Consider the following 17,501-nt stretch of genomic DNA (forward strand, 5'->3'; position numbering starts at 1 on the left):
ACATTCAGCCGAAAGGGCAGCCGATGAGCAGCGCGTTTCCCGAGATCTATCTTGTCCGTCATGGCGAGACCGAATGGAGCCTTTCGGGCAGGCATACGGGCCGCACAGACATCCCGCTGACGGCAAAAGGCGAGGAGGCTGCGCGCGGCCTGGCCGACCGGCTCAACGGTCTGACGTTCCAGACGGTCTGGTCGAGCCCCTCCCAGCGCGCCTTCGACACCTGCCGGCTCGCCGGCTTCGCCGAGCAGGCGGTGAAAAAGCCGGACCTGCAGGAATGGGACTACGGCGCCTATGAAGGCGTGACCACCAAGGAAATCCTGTCGAAGCGCCCCGGCTGGCAATTGTTTCGCGACGGCTGTCCGGACGGCGAGACGGCGGCCGACGTCGGCGCCCGCGCCGACGCCGTCGTCGCCGCGCTTCGCGCGATCGGCGGCAATGTGCTCATCTTCTCCAGCTCGCATTTCCTGCGTGTTTTCGCGGCGCGCTGGGTAGGCCTGCCGCCGGAAGGCGGCGAGCATTTCGTGCTCGATACCGCCAGCCTCAGCATCCTCGGCTACGAGCACGACCTGACCGAGCCGGTCATCCGGCGGTGGAACCAGAAGTAGCGAGCGCGGGCTCCCCCTCATCCGGCCGCTTCGCGGCCACCTTCTCTCCGGCGGGGAGAAGAGGAAGGTCAGCGCCAACCGTCTCCTCTCCCTTCGGGGAGAGGTCGGATTGCCCCGAATTGCCCTTCGCAATTCGGCTGGCGATCCGGGTGAGGGGGACGCCTCGCGCCTTACGCCGCTAGCATCGCCCGCTCCTCGCTCGTCAGATGTCGCGCCTTGCCCTTGGCAAGGTCGCCGAGCTGAAGACCGCCGATTGCCACCCTGACCAGCCTCAGCACCTCGATATCGAAAGCGCCGAGCAGCCTGCGGATCTGCCGGTTGCGCCCTTCGTCGAGCACGATCTCCAGCCAAGCGGTGCGGCCGCCGCTGCGCAACAGAGCGATCGAGCTTGCGGTGAGCAACTCGCCGTCGATAACGGCGCCCTGACGAAAGCGCTCGAGCATCGGCTCGTCGGGCGCGGCGGCGATCTGCACATGATAGGTTTTGGCGACATGCGAGGCTGGGTCGAGCAGGCTGTTCGCCCAGCGCGTGTCGTTGCTCAGCAAAAGCAGCCCCTCGCTCGCCTTGTCGAGCCGGCCGACCGGCGACACGAAGGGCAGGTCGAGCCCTTCCAGGCAGTCATAGACCGTGCCGCGGCCTTCGGGATCGTCGCGGGTGGTGACCAGCCCGCGCGGCTTGTTGAGCATCAGATAGACCTTGCGCTCTGCGACGACGCGCTCGCCGTCGACGGTGATGCGGTCGCGGTCGGGATCGATGCGCAGCAAGGCATCGTGCGCCGTCTTGCCGCCGACCTGCACGCGCCCCTCGGCGACGAGACGCTCGGCCTGCGTGCGCGAGCAGAAGCCGAGCTTGGAGAGCGCTCGGGCGAGGCTGACCTTGGTGGCGGTGGATCGTCGGTCGGGTTGGCGTGCCAAGATGCTGCTCTCGAACGAATGCCACGCGACTTGTGCCGCCATTCGGCACAAGATGGCTTTGCAGCGCCCTCTTATCCGCTGCAGACGCGGCCGTCCAATGTCACTCCTGTGGCGCGCTCAGCCGCCGGTAGGAGACGCCGTCGAATGTCGCCGTCACGAAGGTTTTGACCGACATTTTCCGCTTGCGTCCATCGCTGCAGGCATAGAGCGGCCAGCCGGCTTCGCTGCACTCGCTGGCCAGGCAGATACGGGCCACACAGTTCCCGACGGTCAGCCGAAAGCCGCCCTTGCCCGCGAAACCTTGCAGCAGGCTGCCGTCCGCGGAGCGCCATGTCCGTTGCTGGAATTCAGGCCGCAGCAGGCGAGGCTCGAGCGGCGCGGCCAGACCGGTCTGGGCCGATTGGCCCGAATATTGAAGCCGGTAGCGCGCCATGCCGGTTGTGTATGCGGTCACAAGATCGGATTGGCCGGAATAGGCCGCCGCGAGATCGGGGCGGTCGAAAAGATGGGACGCGCGCAGTTCCGCCGCCGACGGGCCCGTCAAGGCGGCTATGGCGACAAAGACCAGGCATACGCGCAGCATCCCGATTTCCAGCAGCCATTCCGGTCCGGCACGCCGGCTTGCCCGGCTGCCCGCGCATACAATCTTTCCAATCGGATTTTCGCGCAAGCGCCCGGTTTTCGGAGCGGCCTGGTTTTGTCAGCTATTGGCGGCCGGCGGCAGCTCGAACAGTGTGGCGCCGTTCTCCCGCCCCCGGTCGACATAGCCGATCACGCGGAACCATTTCGCGACGTCGGGCCGGTCCAGCCAGCTGCGCGAATGTATGGGAAGGTTGCCGGCAAGCGCCTGGACATGCCGGATGTGCCGCTTGCAGAAGCGGACCGTCGCGGCGTTGAAGAAATCCTCCTGCGCTGCAAACAGCGAATCGGCGGCGTCCGCGTGCTCATGCCAGGCGATGATCGCCACCGTCCTGTCGTCCCGCACGAGCGCATGCGCCCGGCCTTCCTTCAGGTTCATCATCAGATTGTCATAGGCGCTTTTGCTGTCCTTGCCGGCCGCCACATACTCGTCCGACATTCGCTTGGACAGGTCTCGGAAAACACTTTCCAGGTCTCCGACCGTCGCCGCGCGTGCTCTCATTTCTCCTCCTGACAGCCCGCTGGCAGTTTGCCCCAAGGAAGGAGGACCACCAAGAAAACCAAATCCTCGATCCGGGCGATGCGCGCAATCTCATTTCGCACGGAAAGGCTCGACCGCTGACCACGCTGGCATATCAGCGTCGGCTTGAGATCACATTTCCGCTGCGCCATGTTGAAAACCCTGCAGCCTTTGGCACCACTGCCGCCCCGATGACTTGGGTTGCGTTGGAGCGGCAGCAAAAAGCGCATCGTTGAATTCCTCGCCCGCCTGCCATAAAAGGCGCAAGTTTTCGACCGGCCTGAGGCTGCAGGGTTAGGGGTGTGCATTGACGTCGAGCAGGCCGATCCTGGTCACCGGCGCGGCCGGCTTCATAGGCTTTCACCTCTGCCGCCGGCTGCTCGCCGAAGGCCGGCAGGTTGTCGGCCTCGATTCCATGAACGAGTACTACGATGTCGCCCTGAAGCAGGCGCGGCTGGAGCGGCTGAAAGCGTTCGCGAATTTTCGTTTCGAGCATGTCGATCTCGCCGACCGATATGGCATCTCGGCGGTGTTTGCCTCGGCCGCGCCGGAGATCGTCGTCAATCTCGCCGCACAGGCGGGCGTTCGCTATTCGCTGGTCAATCCGCACGCTTACGCGCAAAGCAATCTCAACGGCTTCCTCAACATTCTCGAAGGGTGCCGGCAGGCCTCGGTCGGCCATCTCGTCTATGCTTCGTCGAGCTCGATCTATGGCGGCAGCAAGCGCATGCCGTTCTCCGTCCATGATTCCGCCGACCATCCCCTCAGCCTCTATGCCGCCAGCAAGAAGGCGAACGAGCTGATGGCCCACACCTACAGCCATCTGTTCGGGCTGCCGACGACGGGCTTGCGCTTCTTCACCGTCTACGGTCCGTGGGGCCGGCCCGACATGGCCTTGTTCATCTTCACCAAGGCCATCCTCGCCGGCCAGCCGATCGATGTCTTCAACCATGGCAACATGCAACGCGATTTCACTTACATCGACGACATCGTAGAGGGGGTCGTCCGCGTCATGCAGCATCCCGCGACGCCCAATCCTGATTGGACAAGTGCAGCGCCGGATCCCGCGACAAGCAATGCGCCGTTTAGGATACACAACATCGGCGACAGCTCGCCCGTCGAGCTGAGCCGGCTGATCGACGTGCTGGAAGAAGCGCTTGGGCGCAAGGCCATACGCAATCTGATGCCGCTCCAGCCGGGTGACGTGCCGGCGACTCATGCCGACGTCACCTCGCTCGAAGAGGTGATCGGCTTCAGGCCCGGGATCCCGATCGAGATCGGCGTCCCGCGCTTCGTGGAATGGTATCGGGATTTCTACCAGGTCTGAGCGCAGGCAAACCGGGCTCGCTGCCCGTTCAGTCGGCCTGGCGTGCCTGCCTGTCGATCCAGAGCGCGATCAGCGTGCAGGCGGCGCCCGAAAGCAAATAGGCGCCGGCGGCGATGAGGCCGAAAGTGCCGGCCAGCAGCAGCGCGGCAAGCGGCGCGAAGCCGGCGCCGAACATCCAGGCCAGGTCCGACGTCACCGCCGAGCCGGTATAGCGGTGCCGACGCGAGAAGCTCGACGCCACGACTCCCGAGGATTGCCCGAAGCTTAGGCCCAGCAGAATGAAGCCCAGCACCATGAACACCGTCTCGCCGACGGTGCCACCATTGAGAAGCTGCGGGGCAAAGCCGCTGAAAGCGGCGATGGCGACGGCGCCGCCACCAAGCAGGGCGCGGCGTCCGACCCGGTCGGCCAGCGGACCCGACGCGACGATCGCCGCGATGCCGAACAGCGCGCTCACCGCTTCGATCATCAGGAAGCGCTCCGGACCCTCATTGGTGAACAGGAACACCCAGGACAGCGGAAACACCGTCACCATATGGAACAGGGCGAAGCTCGCCAGCGGCGCGAAGGCGCCGACGATGACGTTGCGGCCTTCCGTGCTGATCATGTCCCTGATGCGGGTCGGCTGCAGGTCGCCGCTCTCGTAGAGTTTCGAAAATTCGGGCGTCACCACGATGCGCAGCCTGGCAAACAGCGCCACCACATTGATGGCGAAGGCGACGAAGAAGGGATAGCGCCAGCCCCAGGCGAAGAAGTCTTCGGCCGAGAGGTTGGCGACGAAGAAGGCAAACAGCGAGCTAGCCACGATAAGCCCGATCGGCGCGCCGAGCTGCGGGATCATCGCATAGATGCCGCGCCGGTTCTGCGGCGCGTTCAGCGCCAAAAGCGAGGGCAGTCCGTCCCATGTCCCGCCGAGTGCCAGGCCCTGCAGGAACCGGGTAAGCCCCAGCAGCCAGGCGGCGACTGCGCCGACATCCTCATAGGAGGGCAGGAACGCCATGGCGACCGTCGAGGTGCCGAGCAGGAACAGCGCGATCGTCAGCTTGGCGCCGCGGCCATAGGCGCGATCGATCGCCATGAACAGCACGGTGCCGAACGGGCGCGCGATGAAGGCCAGTGCGAAGATGGCGAAGGAATAGAGCGTCCCGACCAGCGGATCGTGCGTTGGAAACACAAGCTTGGGGAACACGATCACGGAAGCGATCGCGTAAACGAAGAAATCGAAGAACTCCGACGTTCTGCCGATGATCACACCGACGGCGATATCGCCGGCGCTGACCTGGCCGTGATGCGAGCCGATCAGCCTGCTGTCAGTTTCGGCAGTCGAAGTTTCAGCCATCTTGTCCGTTGCCACCGAGCTCGTCCGGGACGTGCCCGGTCCGGGATGCGATTGTCATTCCATAATGCGTGGCCAGTCTCGTCAAAGCCGTCCCGACTGGGCATTGGACAAATTGTCCAATGTCGTTGCACTGCCGGCGGCAGTAGCCGTTGGTCCATATCGCATCGCAACCTGCAAAGACCTGCTGCAGGCCCATCGAGGGCAGCGTTTGATGAGACGATCCGGAGTCCTGCTCCTGTTTCCCCTGGCCGTGCTGCTCAGCGGCTGCGACTTCGTCGTGCTGGCGCCCGCGGGCGACGTGGCAGTGCAGCAGCGCGACCTGCTCGTCATCTCGACCCTGCTGATGCTGCTCATCATCGTGCCCGTCATGGTGCTGACCGTGTTCTTTGCCTGGCGTTACCGGCAATCGAGCCCGAAGGCGACCTACACGCCCGACTGGGACCATTCGACCAAGCTGGAGCTGGTGATCTGGGCGGCGCCGCTGCTCATCATCATATGCCTTGGCGCGCTCACCTGGCTCGGCACGCATCTGCTCGATCCCTACCGGCGCATCGACCGGATCGAGGCTGGACAGCCGGTCACGCAGAACCATAAGCCGCTCAGGGTCGAGGTCGTCGCGCTCGATTGGAAATGGCTCTTCATCTATCCGGATTACGGCATTGCCTCCGTCAACGAACTCGCCGCGCCGGTCAACCGGCCGATCGACTTCCGCATCACCTCGTCCACGGTGATGAACTCCTTCTACATTCCCGCCCTTGCCGGGCAGATCTACGCCATGCCGGGCATGGAGACGAAGCTGCACGCCGTCATCAACCGTCCGGGCACCTATACCGGCTTCTCAGCCAATTACAGCGGCGCCGGCTTCTCCGGCATGCGCTTTGCGTTCCACGGCCTGTCCGACCAGGCCTTCAGCGAGTGGGTGACGCAGAGCAAGAGCGCGCAGGCCACGCTCAGCCGCGAGACCTATCTCGCGCTCGAACGTCCGAGCGAGAACGAGCCCGTCCACCACTATGCCTCCGTCGATCCGGACCTCTACGGCGCCATCCTCAATCTGTGCGTCGAGCGCGGAAAGATGTGCATGAACGAGATGATGTCGATCGACGCCAAGGGGGGCCTTGGCCTGGCCGGTGTGCGCAACACCCTGCCGCTGCAATATGACAAGCTTGCCCGGCGCGGGGCGGTGTTCGGCAACGATCCGTCCTATGTCGCAAGCATCTGCACGGCGGAGGAAGCCGCCGCCGCTGCGCGCGCGGCCCATAATGACGATGACAGCGGTTGGCCGCTCCGGGACCTGTCTCCGCTACGCGGCGCCGGCCTGCTCGCGCCCGGCGCGGGCAGCCGCCGCGCCGACGCCGGCGCGCCGTCGCTCGGCCTGCTGCGCTTCGAATTGTGAGGGATGGCGGATGCCTGACACGCTGACCAAATTCATCTTCGGCCGCCTCACTTGGGAGTCGCTGCCGCTGCACGAGCCGATCGTCGTCGGCACCTTCATCGTGGTGGCGCTCGGCGGTTTGGCGCTTCTCGGCGCGGTCACCTATTTCAAGCTTTGGGGCTATCTGTGGCGCGAGTGGTTCACCAGCGTCGACCACAAGAAGATCGGCATCATGTATATGGTGCTCGGCCTCGTCATGCTTTTGCGCGGCTTCTCCGACGCCATCATGATGCGCCTGCAGCAGGCCATCGCCTTCAACGGCTCAGAGGGCTATCTCAACGCCCATCACTACGACCAGATCTTCACCGCCCATGGCGTGATCATGATCTTTTTCGTGGCGATGCCATTCGTTACCGGGCTGATGAACTTCGTCGTGCCGCTGCAGATCGGCGCGCGCGACGTCTCGTTTCCCTTCCTCAACAATTTCAGCTTCTGGATGACGGTCGGCGGCGCCATCCTGGTCATGGCCTCGCTGTTCGTCGGCGAGTTCGCCCGCACCGGCTGGCTGGCTTATCCGCCGCTCTCGGGCATCAACTACAGTCCTGACGTCGGCGTCGATTATTACATATGGGCGCTGCAGGTGGCCGGCGTCGGCACGACCCTGTCCGGCATCAACCTTATCTGCACCATCATCAAGATGCGCGCGCCCGGCATGACGATGATGCGGATGCCCGTCTTCACCTGGACCTCGCTTTGCACCAACGTGCTGATCGTGGCCTCCTTCCCGGTGCTGACGGCAGTGTTGACGCTTTTGGCGCTCGACCGTTATGTCGGCACCAACTTCTTCACCAACGACTTCGGCGGCAACCCGATGATGTATGTGAACCTCATCTGGATATGGGGTCACCCGGAAGTCTACATCCTCATCCTGCCGCTGTTCGGGGTCTTCTCCGAGGTCACCTCGACCTTCTCCGGCAAGCGCCTGTTCGGCTACACCTCGATGGTCTACGCCACGGTGGTCATCACCATCCTGTCGTATCTCGTCTGGCTGCACCACTTCTTCACCATGGGCTCCGGCGCCAGCGTCAATTCCTTCTTCGGCATCACCACGATGATCATCTCGATCCCGACAGGGGCGAAGATATTCAACTGGCTTTTCACCATGTATCGCGGCCGCATCCGCTTCGAGCTGCCGATGATGTGGACCGTGGCCTTCATGCTCACCTTCGTCGTCGGCGGTATGACCGGCGTGCTGCTTGCGGTGCCGCCGGCCGACTTCGTCTTGCACAACAGCCTGTTCCTGATCGCGCATTTCCATAACGTCATCATCGGCGGCGTGCTGTTCGGCCTGTTCGCCGGCATCGCCTATTGGTGGCCGAAGGCCTTCGGCTTCAAGCTCGACCCGTTCTGGGGCAAGGTCTCGTTCTGGTGCTGGGTGCTCGGCTTCTGGTTCGCCTTCATGCCGCTCTACATCCTTGGCCTGATGGGCGTGACGCGCCGCATGCGGGTCTTCGACGATCCGTCGCTGCAGATCTGGTTCGTCATTGCCGGCTTCGGCGCGGCGCTGATCGCCTGCGGCATCGCCGCCTTCCTGGTGCAGATCTTCGTCTCCATCCGCAAGCGGGCCGAGCTGGTCGATGTCACCGGCGATCCCTGGGGCGGCCGCACGCTCGAATGGTCGACCTCTTCGCCGCCGCCGGCCTACAATTTCGCTTTCACCCCCATCATCCGCGACAACGACGCCTGGTGGGACATGAAGAAGGCCGGCTACCGGCGCCCGCTCTCCGGCTTCAGGCCGATCCACATGCCGAGCAACACCGGCACGGGGGTGATCCTCGCCGCGCTCAGCGTCGCGCTCGGCTTCGGCCTGATCTGGTACATGTGGTGGCTGGCGGCGCTGAGCTTCGTCTGCCTGATCGCCACCGCGATCGGCCACACCTTCAACTATCACCGCGACTTCGACATCCCGGCAGCCGAGGTCGCGCAAACGGAAGAGGCGAGGACCAAGCTCCTCGCCGCTCAGGGGGCTAGGGCTTGAGCATGGCATCGACGACGATCACGGCCGACGCCGAACCGGTCTTCCACCTGGAAGAGGAGCATGCGCACGCCGAGGGCGGCAGCACCATGCTCGGCTTCTGGCTCTATCTGATGAGCGACTGCCTGATCTTCGCCATGCTGTTCGCGGCCTTCGGTGTGCTCGGCGGCAATTACGCGGCCGGCCCGGCGCCGAAGGACCTGTTCGATCTCGGTCTGGTGGCGGTCAACACCACCATGCTGCTCTTGTCCTCGATCACCTATGGCTTTGCCATGCTGACGATGGACAAGGGCCGCGTCGGCTCGACGCAGGGCTGGCTTGCCGTGACCATGCTGTTCGGCCTGACGTTCCTCTCCATCGAGCTCTACGAATTCGCGCATATGATCCGGGAGGGTGCGACGCCGCAGCGCAGCGCCTTCCTGTCGTCCTTCTTCACGCTGGTCGGCACGCACGGCCTGCACGTCACCTTCGGCATCGTCTGGATGGTGACGCTGATGGTGCAGGTGGCGCGATACGGCCTCATCAAGGCCAACCGCCGCCGGCTTATGTGCCTCTCGATGTTCTGGCACTTCCTCGACGTCGTCTGGATCGGCGTCTTCACCTTCGTCTATCTGATGGGGATGCTCAGATGAGCGCTCATGATCATGCGGATCACGACCTCGTGCATGGCGGCGCCGCGCACGGGTCGTTGAAGGGCTACCTGATCGGCTTCGTCCTGTCGGTGATCCTCACCGCCATCCCGTTCTGGATGGTTATGACCGGCGCCATCGACAACAAGCAGGCGACAGCCATCATCATCATGGCCTTCGCGGTGGTGCAGATCGTGGTGCACATGGTCTTCTTCCTGCACATGAACCCCGCTTCGGAAGGCGGATGGTCGATGCTGGCGCTCATCTTCACGGTGATCCTCGTCGTCATCGTGCTGAGCGGCTCGCTCTGGGTGATGTACCACCTCAACGCCAACATGATGCCCGGGCTCCATGAGATGCGGGAGATGCCATGAACCTTGTGTCGGGCGCGGGGAGGGCCAAAGTCGAGGCAAAAGACATGATCGGCCGGGCAGGCACTGGCCCTTATGCCACCTCGAAGGGCTCCGCGTCGCGATTCTTGGCGGTGCTGGTTGGGCTTCTCGGCGTCCTGGTGTTTCTTGGGCTCGGCATCTGGCAGCTGGAAAGGCGGGTCTGGAAGCTCGACCTCATCGCCCGCGTCGAGCAGCGCATCCATGCTCCGGTCGTCGATGCGCCTGGCCCCGGGACCTGGGCTGATATCAACGCGGCCGGCTATGAATACCGCCATGTGCGGCTGGCCGGGCAGTTTCAAGGCGCCAACACGCTGGTGCAGGCGGTGACCGAGCTCGGCGGCGGCTATTGGGTGCTGACGCCGATGCGCGACGACCACGGTTTCACGATCCTCGTCAACCGGGGCTTCATCCCGCAGGAGCGCAAGGCGGAGTTCGAGCAGGAGAATGCCGCGCCCACCTCGCCGGCGACGGTCGACGGGCTGTTGCGCATCAGCGAGCCCGGCGGCGGTTTCCTGCGCAGCAACGATCCGGCTGCCGGTCGCTGGTATTCGCGCGACGTCGCGGCAATCGCCAAGGCGCGCGGCCTGACCGACGTCGCGCCCTATTTCGTCGATGCCGGGGCGTCCGGGCCCGATAGCTGGCCGCGCGGCGGGCTCACCGTCGTCAAGTTTCGCAACACCCACCTTGTCTACGCTTTGACCTGGTTTGCCTTGGCGGGGATGCTGGCGATGGCGCTTGCCAGGCCGATCTTCGCCGGCCGCGGCCAGCGGGAGGCGCCAAGATGAACATCTCGATCGCGCGGTTTCATCACGGCAAGCCGATCCTGACGGTTCCGCCCACCGGCCAGGGAGGCTCGGCCTCGAACGCCGACGTCACGAACAGGAAGAACCTGCTCCTCCTCATCCAGTTGCGCTGGCTGGCGGTGGCGGGACAGGTGCTGACCATCCTGGTGACGCAATATTGGTTCGCCATCCCGCTGCCGCTCACCGAGATGGCCGGCGTCGTGCTTTTCCTCGTCGGGCTCAACATCTTCAGCCTGCTCGCGCTGCGCGGCAATCGCCGCATCTCCAACGCGCAGCTCTTCGTCGCGCTGATCTTCGACATGGCGGCGCTGACGACCCAGCTTTACCTGAGCGGCGGCGCCTCGAATCCGTTCGTGTCGCTCTACCTCCTGCAGATCACGCTTGGGGCCGCGCTCCTGGCGCCGTGGTCGACCTGGATCTTAGTCGTGGCGGCTTCGGCCTGTTTTGTCTTCCTCATCTTCGTCTTCCAGCCGATCGCCATCCCGCATCACGGCGGCAGCGATCTTCTGGCGCTGCATCTGCGCGGCATGTTCATCTGCTTCGTGCTTGCGGCCGGCCTGATCGTCATCTTCATGATGCGCATCAACCGCAACCTGCGCGAACGCGATGCCTATCTCGCCGACCTGCGCCAGCGCTCGGCCGAGGAAGACCACATCGTGCGTATGGGCCTGCTGGCCTCAGGCGCCGCGCATGAACTCGGCACGCCGCTCGCAACCATTTCGGTCATTCTGTCCGACTGGCGCCAGATGCGCAGCGTCAAGCGCAGCCGCGAGCTTTCCGAGGACGTGGCCGAGATGCAGGCGCAGATCGAGCGCTGCAAAAGCATCGTCACGGGCATCCTCATGTCTTCCGGCCAGGCGCGGGGCGAGGGCACGATCCGCACCACGATCCGCCACTTCCTCGACGATCTGGTGCAGGAATGGCGCGTCAGCCGCCAGCCTATCAAGCTGGATTACCGCAACGGTTTCGAGCCGGACGAACAGATCGTGTCCGACGCGGCACTGAAACAAATGATCTTCAACGTGCTCGACAATGCGCAGGAAGCGTCGCACGATTGGGTCGGCATCACTGCCGAGCGGCAGGATGAGAAGCTGGTGCTCTCCGTCGAGGATCGCGGACCGGGTTTCGACAAGGATATTCTGGCCGCGCTCGGCCAGCCCTATATGTCGAGCAAGGGGCGTCCGGGCGGTGGCCTGGGCCTCTTCCTGGTGTTCAATGTCATGCGCAAGCTCGGAGGCGACGTTTCGGCGCGCAACATGGCCGAGGGCGCCTGCGTCACCCTTTCGCTGCCGCTGGCGGCGCTGACCAATGGAGGCGGTCGTGAAATCTGATCGATCCTTGTTTATCGTCGAGGACGACACGACTTTCGCGCGGACGCTCAAACGTTCCTTTGAAAAGCGCGACTACGACGTCGTGGTCTCCCATGACCGGGAGGCGCTGCTGGTCGCGCTGGAAACGGCCGTTCCGGCCTATGCCGTCGTCGATCTCAAGCTCGGAGCGGGATCCGGGCTCGAATGTGTCAAGTTGCTCAGCGCCCGCAACCCATCGATGCGCATCGTCGTGCTGACGGGATTTGCCAGCATCGCCACGGCGGTCGAGGCGATCAAGCTCGGTGCGTGCCATTACTTGGCCAAGCCCGCCAACACCGACGACATCGAAGCCGCCTTCGGCCGCGCCGAGGGCGACGTTTCGGTGCCGCTCACCAGCCGCCCCACCTCGATCAAGAACCTGGAATGGGAGCGCATCCACGAAACGCTGGTCGAGACCGGCTTCAACATCTCCGAGACCGCGCGCCGGCTCGGCCTGCACCGGCGCACACTCGCCCGCAAGCTCGAGAAGCGCGTGGTGCAGTAGGCGAGCGTCGGCGATTACCCGACGGCCACGCCCAGCACCGAGACACAGTCGCCGGCCTTGACCAGGCCGGGGAAGTGACGCGCGGCGAGCAGCCCGGACATCCTGGCCCTGATTTCCTGCGGCGCCTGGCCGGTGCGGCCGACCGGATAGATACGCGCGACCACTTGGCCGTCCTCCACGGACTCGCCGAGATCGACCATGGTCTCGATCATCCCGTCCTCCTCGGCGAAGGCGAAGCAATCGCCCGACGGCATGTCCAGCCACTGAGTTCTGCCTTTCTCGACCGCACCGTCGACGATCCCGGCGTGGCGCAGCACGTTGAGGATGCCGCGCCGGGCGATGCGAACGGTCTCAGCGCGCGAGGTTCCGCCGCCGCCGAGCTCGGTGGTGACGAAGACCTTGCCCATCTCCTCGGCGGCCGTGTCATACATGCCGACCGCATCGATCTCGGTCATGCGCATCGAGAACGGTGCCGAGAAGGCCTCGACGGCAGCGAAGGCCTTTTTCTCCTGCGTCTTGTCCGGCAGCGTATGCGCGGCGCAGAAGGGTACGAAATCCAGCGTCTTGCCGCCGGAATGGAAGTCGAACACGATGTCCGCTCGCGGCAGCAATTCACGCTGGAAATAGTCGGCGATCTTCTCCGTCACCGTGCCATCGGGCCGCCCGGGGAAAGAGCGGTTCATGTTGCCCTTGTCGATCGGCGAGGTGCGCGTGCCGGCGCGGAAGGCCGGATAGTTCATCGCCGGCACGATAATGACCGTGCCGGAGACATTTTTCGGATCGAGCGTACGGGCGAGATCGTAGAGCGCCAGCGGGCCCTCATACTCATCGCCGTGATTGCCGCCGGTGAGCAGCGCCGTCGAACCCTTGCCGTTTCGCGCGACGCAGACCGGGATCATCACCGAGCCCCAGGCCGAATCGTCGCGGCTGTAGGGCAGGCGCAGGAAGCCGTGCTGGATGCCGTCGCGCTCGAAGTCGACAGTCGGCGTGATCGGCGACGGACGCAAAGCGGACATCGGCCTCAGTCCTTCACGAAAAGCTTGCGCGGCACATTGGCCAGGCATTCGACGCCGGTCTCGGTGATGAGGATCGATTCGGTGATCTCCAGCCCCATCGTATCCAGCCACAGGCCGGTCATGAAGTGGAAAGTCATGCCGGGCTTGAGCTCGGTGCGGTCGCCGGGGCGCAGGCTCATGGTACGCTCGCCCCAGTCCGGCGGATAGGAGATACCGATCGGGTAGCCGGTGCGGTTGTCCTTGACGATGCCGTATTTCTTCAGGACGGCGAAGAAGGCATTGGCGATGTCCTCGCAGGTGTTGCCGGGCTTGGCGGCGGAAAGCCCTGCCTCCATGCCTTCCAGCGTCGCCTTCTCGGCGTCGAGGAAGGCCTGTGTCGGCTTGCCGAGGAAGACGGTCCGCGATAGCGGGCAATGGTAGCGGTTGTAGCAGCCGGCGATCTCGAAGAACGTGCCTTCGTTCGCCTTCATCGGCTTGTCGTCCCAGGTGAGATGCGGCGCCGAGGCATCGGCGCCCGAAGGCAAGAGCGGGACGATCGCCGGATAGTCGCCGCCGATCCCCTCCACACCGCGCGTGCCGGCATCGTAGATCTCGGCGACCAGGTCGCATTTGCGCATGCCGACCTCGATCTTGTCGACGATGCGCTTGTGCATGGCTTCGACGATGCGGGCGGCCTTGCGCATATAGTCGATCTCGGTCGGGCTCTTCACGGCGCGCTGCCAGTTGACCAGCGCGGTGGCGTCGACGAAACGGGCATTGGGCAGGTGCTTCTGCAGCGAGGCGAAGGCAGCGGCGGAGAACCAGTAATTGTCCATCTCGACGCCGATGCTGAGCTTGTCCCAGCGGCGCTCGGCAAGCACGCTGGCGAGGTAATCCATTGGATGCCGCTCGGTCGACTGCACATAGTGGTCGGCGTAGCCGATGATGTTGTCGTGCGCGAGATAGGCGGTGCGCTTGGCGCCGTTGGCGTCCTGGCCGCGGCCGTACCAGACCGGCTCGCCCGAAGGCGGCACGATGACCGCCTGATGCACATAGAAGGACCAGCCGTCATAGCCAGTCAGCCAGGCCATGTTGGAAGGATCGCTGACGATCAGCAGATCGACGCCTTTGGCCTCCATCGCCTTCCGTGTCTTGGCAAGGCGCTCCGCATATTCGCCGCGCGAGAATTTCAAATTTGGTTGCATTGTTCTTCGTCCTCGTTTGTTGGGCCTATTTCTGTTTGAGCGTGATCTTTTCGGAAACCGGGTTCCCGCTTTTCCGGATCACGCTTCCGGCCAGGTATCAGCTTTCAAAAATCGTTCCGGCGTTCGCCGCCCGCGCACGGTCGCGGGCTAACGTGGCAATTGCGGTGTCCTGCACGCCGGTGCCGGTGAGGTCGGCGATGGTGATGTCGCTCGCCGAGCGCCGGCCGGGCTTGTCCCCGGCGATGATCTGGCCGAGTTCGGTGACCTCGGCGTCGGCGGCCATAACGCCCGCATCGATGGCGTGGTGGAGCTCGCCGAGGCGACGTGTCTGCTTGGCGCTGTCGGCGACATAGACATCGGCCATGCGCAGGATCGCCGGCGCGATCTCGTTCTTGTGCTCGGCATCCGAGCCCATGGCGGTGATATGCTGGCCGGCGAAGACGAAACCGGCTTTGATCAGCGGTTCGGTCGAAGGCGTCGTGGTCACGATGATGTCGGCGCCGGCTGCCGCGTTCGCCGCATTCGGTTCGGCGCGCACCAATATGCCCAGCTTTTCTCGCAGGCGCGCGGCTGTGGCTTCAGCCTTGGCGGCGTCGCGGGCCCAGATGCGTGCCTCCTCGATCGGCCGCACGAGGCGCAGCGCTTCGAGCTGCAGCCCGGCCTGCACGCCGGCGCCGAAGATCGCCGCGACCTTGGAATCTTCGCGCGACAGATGCCTGGCCCCGACCGCGCCGGCGGCCGCCGTGCGGATATCGGTCAGATAGCCATTGTCGAGCAGCAACGCCTCGATCAGGCCGGTCTTCGCCGACAGCAGCACCATCATGCCGTTGACGCTGGGCAGGCCAAGCTTCGGATTGTCGAAAAAGCCGGGGCTGATCTTGATCGCGAAGCCGTCGATGCCGGGCACATAGGCGGTCTTCACATCGACCTCGCCGCGATGCTCGGGAATGTCGAGCCTCAAGATTGGCGGCATCGCCACCGGCAGCGTGGCCAAGGCGCGAAAGGCGTTCTCGACGCAGGCGACCGCTTCCAGATCGAGCGTCACGATCTTGCGCAGCTCAGCTTCAGTGAGGATGGTCATGAGGCTCATGCTGCGCGCTCCGCGATTGCCTCGCCGCAGATGATGCGGCGGTGCAGGCCCATGTCGATGTTGCGGCCGGAGAGGATGAGAACCGTGGAGCCGCTCACTTGGACCCTTCCGGCAAGCAGCGCGCCGATGCTGACGGCGCCCGCGCCCTCGACGATCTCGCGCTCCTCTTCATAGGCATAGCGGATGCCGGCGGCGATGTCGTCCTCGGCAAGGAGGACCACGTCATCGAGCAGGCTGCGGCACATGGCAAAGGTCAGCCGGTTGTCGAGCCCGATGCCGCCGCCGAGCGAATCCGCCAGTGTCGGCAGTTCCTCAACCAGCACGGGCCGGCCGGCGTCGAGGCTGGCTTTCATCGCAGCACCGCGCGCCATCGAGATGCCGATGACATTGGTGCGCGGGCTCACGCCTTTGACGGCCGCCGCCACGCCAGCCGCCAGCCCGCCGCCGGACAACGGCACCAGCACGCTTGCCGCATCCGGAACCTGCTCCATGATTTCCAGCCCGAGCGTGCCTTGTCCGGCGATGATGTCGGGATGGTCGAAGGGCGGCAGCATGACAAGCCCTTCCTCCGCCATCAGCCTGTCGACTTCCTCCTGCGCGTCGTCCTGGCTGTTGCCGATGATGCGGATATCCGCGCCGAGGCGACGGATCGCGTCGAGCTTGTTTTCCGGCACCAGCCGCGACATGCAGATCACCGCGCGCATGCCTTCGAGCTTTGCCGCGTGAGCCAGCGCCCGGCCGTGATTGCCGGTCGAGGCGGCAATGACGCCGCGCGATTTCTCGTCCGCGCTCAGTGCTGCAATCGCGTTGGAGGCGCCGCGCAGCTTGAAGGCACCGGTGGTCTGGTGATGCTCCAGCTTGAGGTGAACCGGATGGCCCGCGCGGTCCGACAGGCTTTGCGACATCACGCAAGGCGTCCGGTCGACTTTGCCGGCAATGCGTTCGCGCGCGGCGCGAATATGCTGAAGCTCGACAGTCATTTCGGTCATGGGCATTTCGTTCACTGCGCCAGCGGCTTCGTCCACAGCCGGCCGAATTCGGGTCGCGCCGCGTCGTCGCCGCAGAGCCGCAGGCAGTTCCAGGCGCTGGCCTGGTTGCTGGTGACGACCGGACGCCCGATTGCCTCCTCCATGCCTGGAACCGCCAGCGCGGCGCGCAGCGCGGTGCACGAGACGAACAGCGCATCGGCCTGCGGATGCATGACTTTGCGCGCCAGTTCGACCAGAGACGCCGGCGTGATGCGCGCCATTTCGCGGTCGTCCTCGAAACCGAGGCAGGAGAAGCTCTGGATGTCGAAGCCATGCGCCGCGAAATAGGTGGCCATCGGCCGGCTGGTCTCGACGGTATAGGGCGTGAGGATGCTGATGCGCTTCACCCCGAAGGCGTTCAGGCCGCGCACGCCGGCCATCGGCGGCGTGACCACGGGCACGCCGGGCTTGGCTGCATGGATCGCCTGCTCGATCTCGGCGTCGCCGATCACCACGGAAGCGGACGTGCAGGAGTAGCACACGGCATCGAGCATTTCGTCCGGCAGGATCAGCGCCGCGCCCGCCGACAGCGACGGCTGCATCTTGCGCAAGTTCTCCGGCGTCGTCGGATTGGCGTAGGGGATGCGCGCGACATAGACGCCGATCCGCTCGCTCGCCACCATGCGGCGGAAGTCCACTTCGCTGGTATGGTCGGTCGCAAGCGCAATCAGTCCGACGCGCTTTTCCAGCGGACGCGCGTCCAGCGTGGGGCGCGCCGTTTCGAGGCGGATATCGGGCAATGCTTTCATGACTT

General features: G+C 64.6%; 19 protein-coding genes. 9 read left to right on the forward strand and 10 right to left on the reverse strand.

Translation table 11 applies throughout. The annotated features are described in order from the left end of the window. Nucleotides 1–23 precede the first annotated feature (23 nt). The gene (locus tag P9273_RS02635; RefSeq protein WP_278047484.1) at nucleotides 24–605 is read left to right on the forward strand and encodes a histidine phosphatase family protein; all 582 of its coding nucleotides are present in this window, start codon (nucleotides 24–26) and stop codon (nucleotides 603–605) included. 170 nt (nucleotides 606–775) lie between these two features. Here the strand turns inward: P9273_RS02635 and P9273_RS02640 are convergent, their stop codons facing one another. The 4 genes from P9273_RS02640 to P9273_RS02655 form a co-directional block, all read right to left on the reverse strand. Continuing rightward, entirely contained in the window at nucleotides 776–1,519 is a 744-nt protein-coding gene (locus tag P9273_RS02640) for a pseudouridine synthase (protein WP_278047485.1), read from the reverse strand. Between the two features lie 100 nt (nucleotides 1,520–1,619). Then, nucleotides 1,620–2,189, reverse strand: a complete 570-nt coding sequence (locus P9273_RS02645; protein ID WP_278047486.1) for a hypothetical protein — start codon at nucleotides 2,187–2,189, stop codon at nucleotides 1,620–1,622. 30 nt (nucleotides 2,190–2,219) lie between these two features. After that, nucleotides 2,220–2,660, reverse strand: a complete 441-nt coding sequence (locus P9273_RS02650) for a hypothetical protein (protein ID WP_278047487.1) — start codon at nucleotides 2,658–2,660, stop codon at nucleotides 2,220–2,222. Continuing rightward, nucleotides 2,657–2,908: a hypothetical protein gene (locus tag P9273_RS02655; protein WP_278047488.1), complete on the reverse strand. Its 252-nt coding sequence runs from the start codon at nucleotides 2,906–2,908 to the stop codon at nucleotides 2,657–2,659. The genes P9273_RS02650 and P9273_RS02655 overlap by 4 nt, the downstream gene beginning before the upstream one ends. 77 nt (nucleotides 2,909–2,985) lie before the next feature. Between P9273_RS02655 and P9273_RS02660 the strand changes: the two genes are divergently transcribed. Next, the gene (locus P9273_RS02660) at nucleotides 2,986–4,005 is read left to right on the forward strand and encodes an NAD-dependent epimerase (protein WP_278047489.1); all 1,020 of its coding nucleotides are present in this window, start codon (nucleotides 2,986–2,988) and stop codon (nucleotides 4,003–4,005) included. Nucleotides 4,006–4,033: 28 nt separating this feature from the next. Here the strand turns inward: P9273_RS02660 and P9273_RS02665 are convergent, their stop codons facing one another. Then, complete coding sequence (locus tag P9273_RS02665; RefSeq protein ID WP_278047490.1) at nucleotides 4,034–5,344, reverse strand: MFS transporter; 1,311 nt, start codon at nucleotides 5,342–5,344, stop codon at nucleotides 4,034–4,036. A gap of 211 nt (nucleotides 5,345–5,555) precedes the next feature. On the opposite strand from P9273_RS02665, the gene cyoA reads away from it, so the two are divergent. From cyoA to P9273_RS02700, 7 genes are read left to right on the forward strand one after another with little or no spacing between them, the layout of a single operon-like run. Then, nucleotides 5,556–6,737, forward strand: a complete 1,182-nt coding sequence (gene cyoA, locus P9273_RS02670; RefSeq protein ID WP_278047491.1) for a ubiquinol oxidase subunit II — start codon at nucleotides 5,556–5,558, stop codon at nucleotides 6,735–6,737. A 10-nt stretch (nucleotides 6,738–6,747) separates the two neighbouring features. Further along, nucleotides 6,748–8,754, forward strand: a complete 2,007-nt coding sequence (cyoB, locus tag P9273_RS02675; RefSeq protein ID WP_278047492.1) for a cytochrome o ubiquinol oxidase subunit I — start codon at nucleotides 6,748–6,750, stop codon at nucleotides 8,752–8,754. A gap of 2 nt (nucleotides 8,755–8,756) precedes the next feature. Further along, a complete protein-coding gene (gene cyoC / locus P9273_RS02680) occupies nucleotides 8,757–9,383 on the forward strand; it encodes a cytochrome o ubiquinol oxidase subunit III (protein WP_442920187.1) in 627 nt (208 codons plus the stop codon). Next, on the forward strand, nucleotides 9,380–9,754 hold the full coding sequence (cyoD, locus tag P9273_RS02685) for a cytochrome o ubiquinol oxidase subunit IV (RefSeq protein ID WP_040994200.1): 375 nt from the start codon (nucleotides 9,380–9,382) through the stop codon (nucleotides 9,752–9,754). The genes cyoC and cyoD overlap by 4 nt, the downstream gene beginning before the upstream one ends. Next, on the forward strand, nucleotides 9,751–10,557 hold the full coding sequence (locus P9273_RS02690; protein ID WP_278047494.1) for an SURF1 family protein: 807 nt from the start codon (nucleotides 9,751–9,753) through the stop codon (nucleotides 10,555–10,557). The genes cyoD and P9273_RS02690 overlap by 4 nt, the downstream gene beginning before the upstream one ends. Then, nucleotides 10,554–11,906, forward strand: coding sequence for an ATP-binding protein (locus P9273_RS02695; protein ID WP_278047495.1), 1,353 nt, complete (start codon nucleotides 10,554–10,556; stop codon nucleotides 11,904–11,906). Before P9273_RS02690 ends, P9273_RS02695 begins: the two co-directional genes overlap by 4 nt. After that, nucleotides 11,896–12,429: a response regulator transcription factor gene (locus P9273_RS02700; protein ID WP_278047496.1), complete on the forward strand. Its 534-nt coding sequence runs from the start codon at nucleotides 11,896–11,898 to the stop codon at nucleotides 12,427–12,429. The genes P9273_RS02695 and P9273_RS02700 overlap by 11 nt, the downstream gene beginning before the upstream one ends. A gap of 14 nt (nucleotides 12,430–12,443) precedes the next feature. Here the strand turns inward: P9273_RS02700 and doeB are convergent, their stop codons facing one another. From doeB to eutA, 5 genes are all read right to left on the reverse strand, one after another. Continuing rightward, nucleotides 12,444–13,445: a N(2)-acetyl-L-2,4-diaminobutanoate deacetylase DoeB gene (gene doeB / locus P9273_RS02705; RefSeq protein WP_278047497.1), complete on the reverse strand. Its 1,002-nt coding sequence runs from the start codon at nucleotides 13,443–13,445 to the stop codon at nucleotides 12,444–12,446. Between the two features lie 5 nt (nucleotides 13,446–13,450). Next, on the reverse strand, nucleotides 13,451–14,629 hold the full coding sequence (gene doeA / locus P9273_RS02710; protein WP_278047498.1) for an ectoine hydrolase DoeA: 1,179 nt from the start codon (nucleotides 14,627–14,629) through the stop codon (nucleotides 13,451–13,453). Between the two features lie 97 nt (nucleotides 14,630–14,726). Next, nucleotides 14,727–15,719, reverse strand: a complete 993-nt coding sequence (gene eutC / locus P9273_RS02715; RefSeq protein WP_278047499.1) for an ectoine utilization protein EutC — start codon at nucleotides 15,717–15,719, stop codon at nucleotides 14,727–14,729. Continuing rightward, nucleotides 15,716–16,708, reverse strand: coding sequence for a hydroxyectoine utilization dehydratase EutB (gene eutB / locus P9273_RS02720; RefSeq protein WP_278047500.1), 993 nt, complete (start codon nucleotides 16,706–16,708; stop codon nucleotides 15,716–15,718). The genes eutC and eutB overlap by 4 nt, the downstream gene beginning before the upstream one ends. 11 nt (nucleotides 16,709–16,719) lie before the next feature. After that, entirely contained in the window at nucleotides 16,720–17,496 is a 777-nt protein-coding gene (gene eutA, locus P9273_RS02725) for an ectoine utilization protein EutA (protein WP_278047791.1), read from the reverse strand. Between the last annotated feature and the right edge of the window lie 5 nt (nucleotides 17,497–17,501).

It is taken from the genome of Mesorhizobium sp. WSM4935, from assembly GCF_029625735.1.
Lineage (GTDB): Bacteria > Pseudomonadota > Alphaproteobacteria > Rhizobiales > Rhizobiaceae > Mesorhizobium.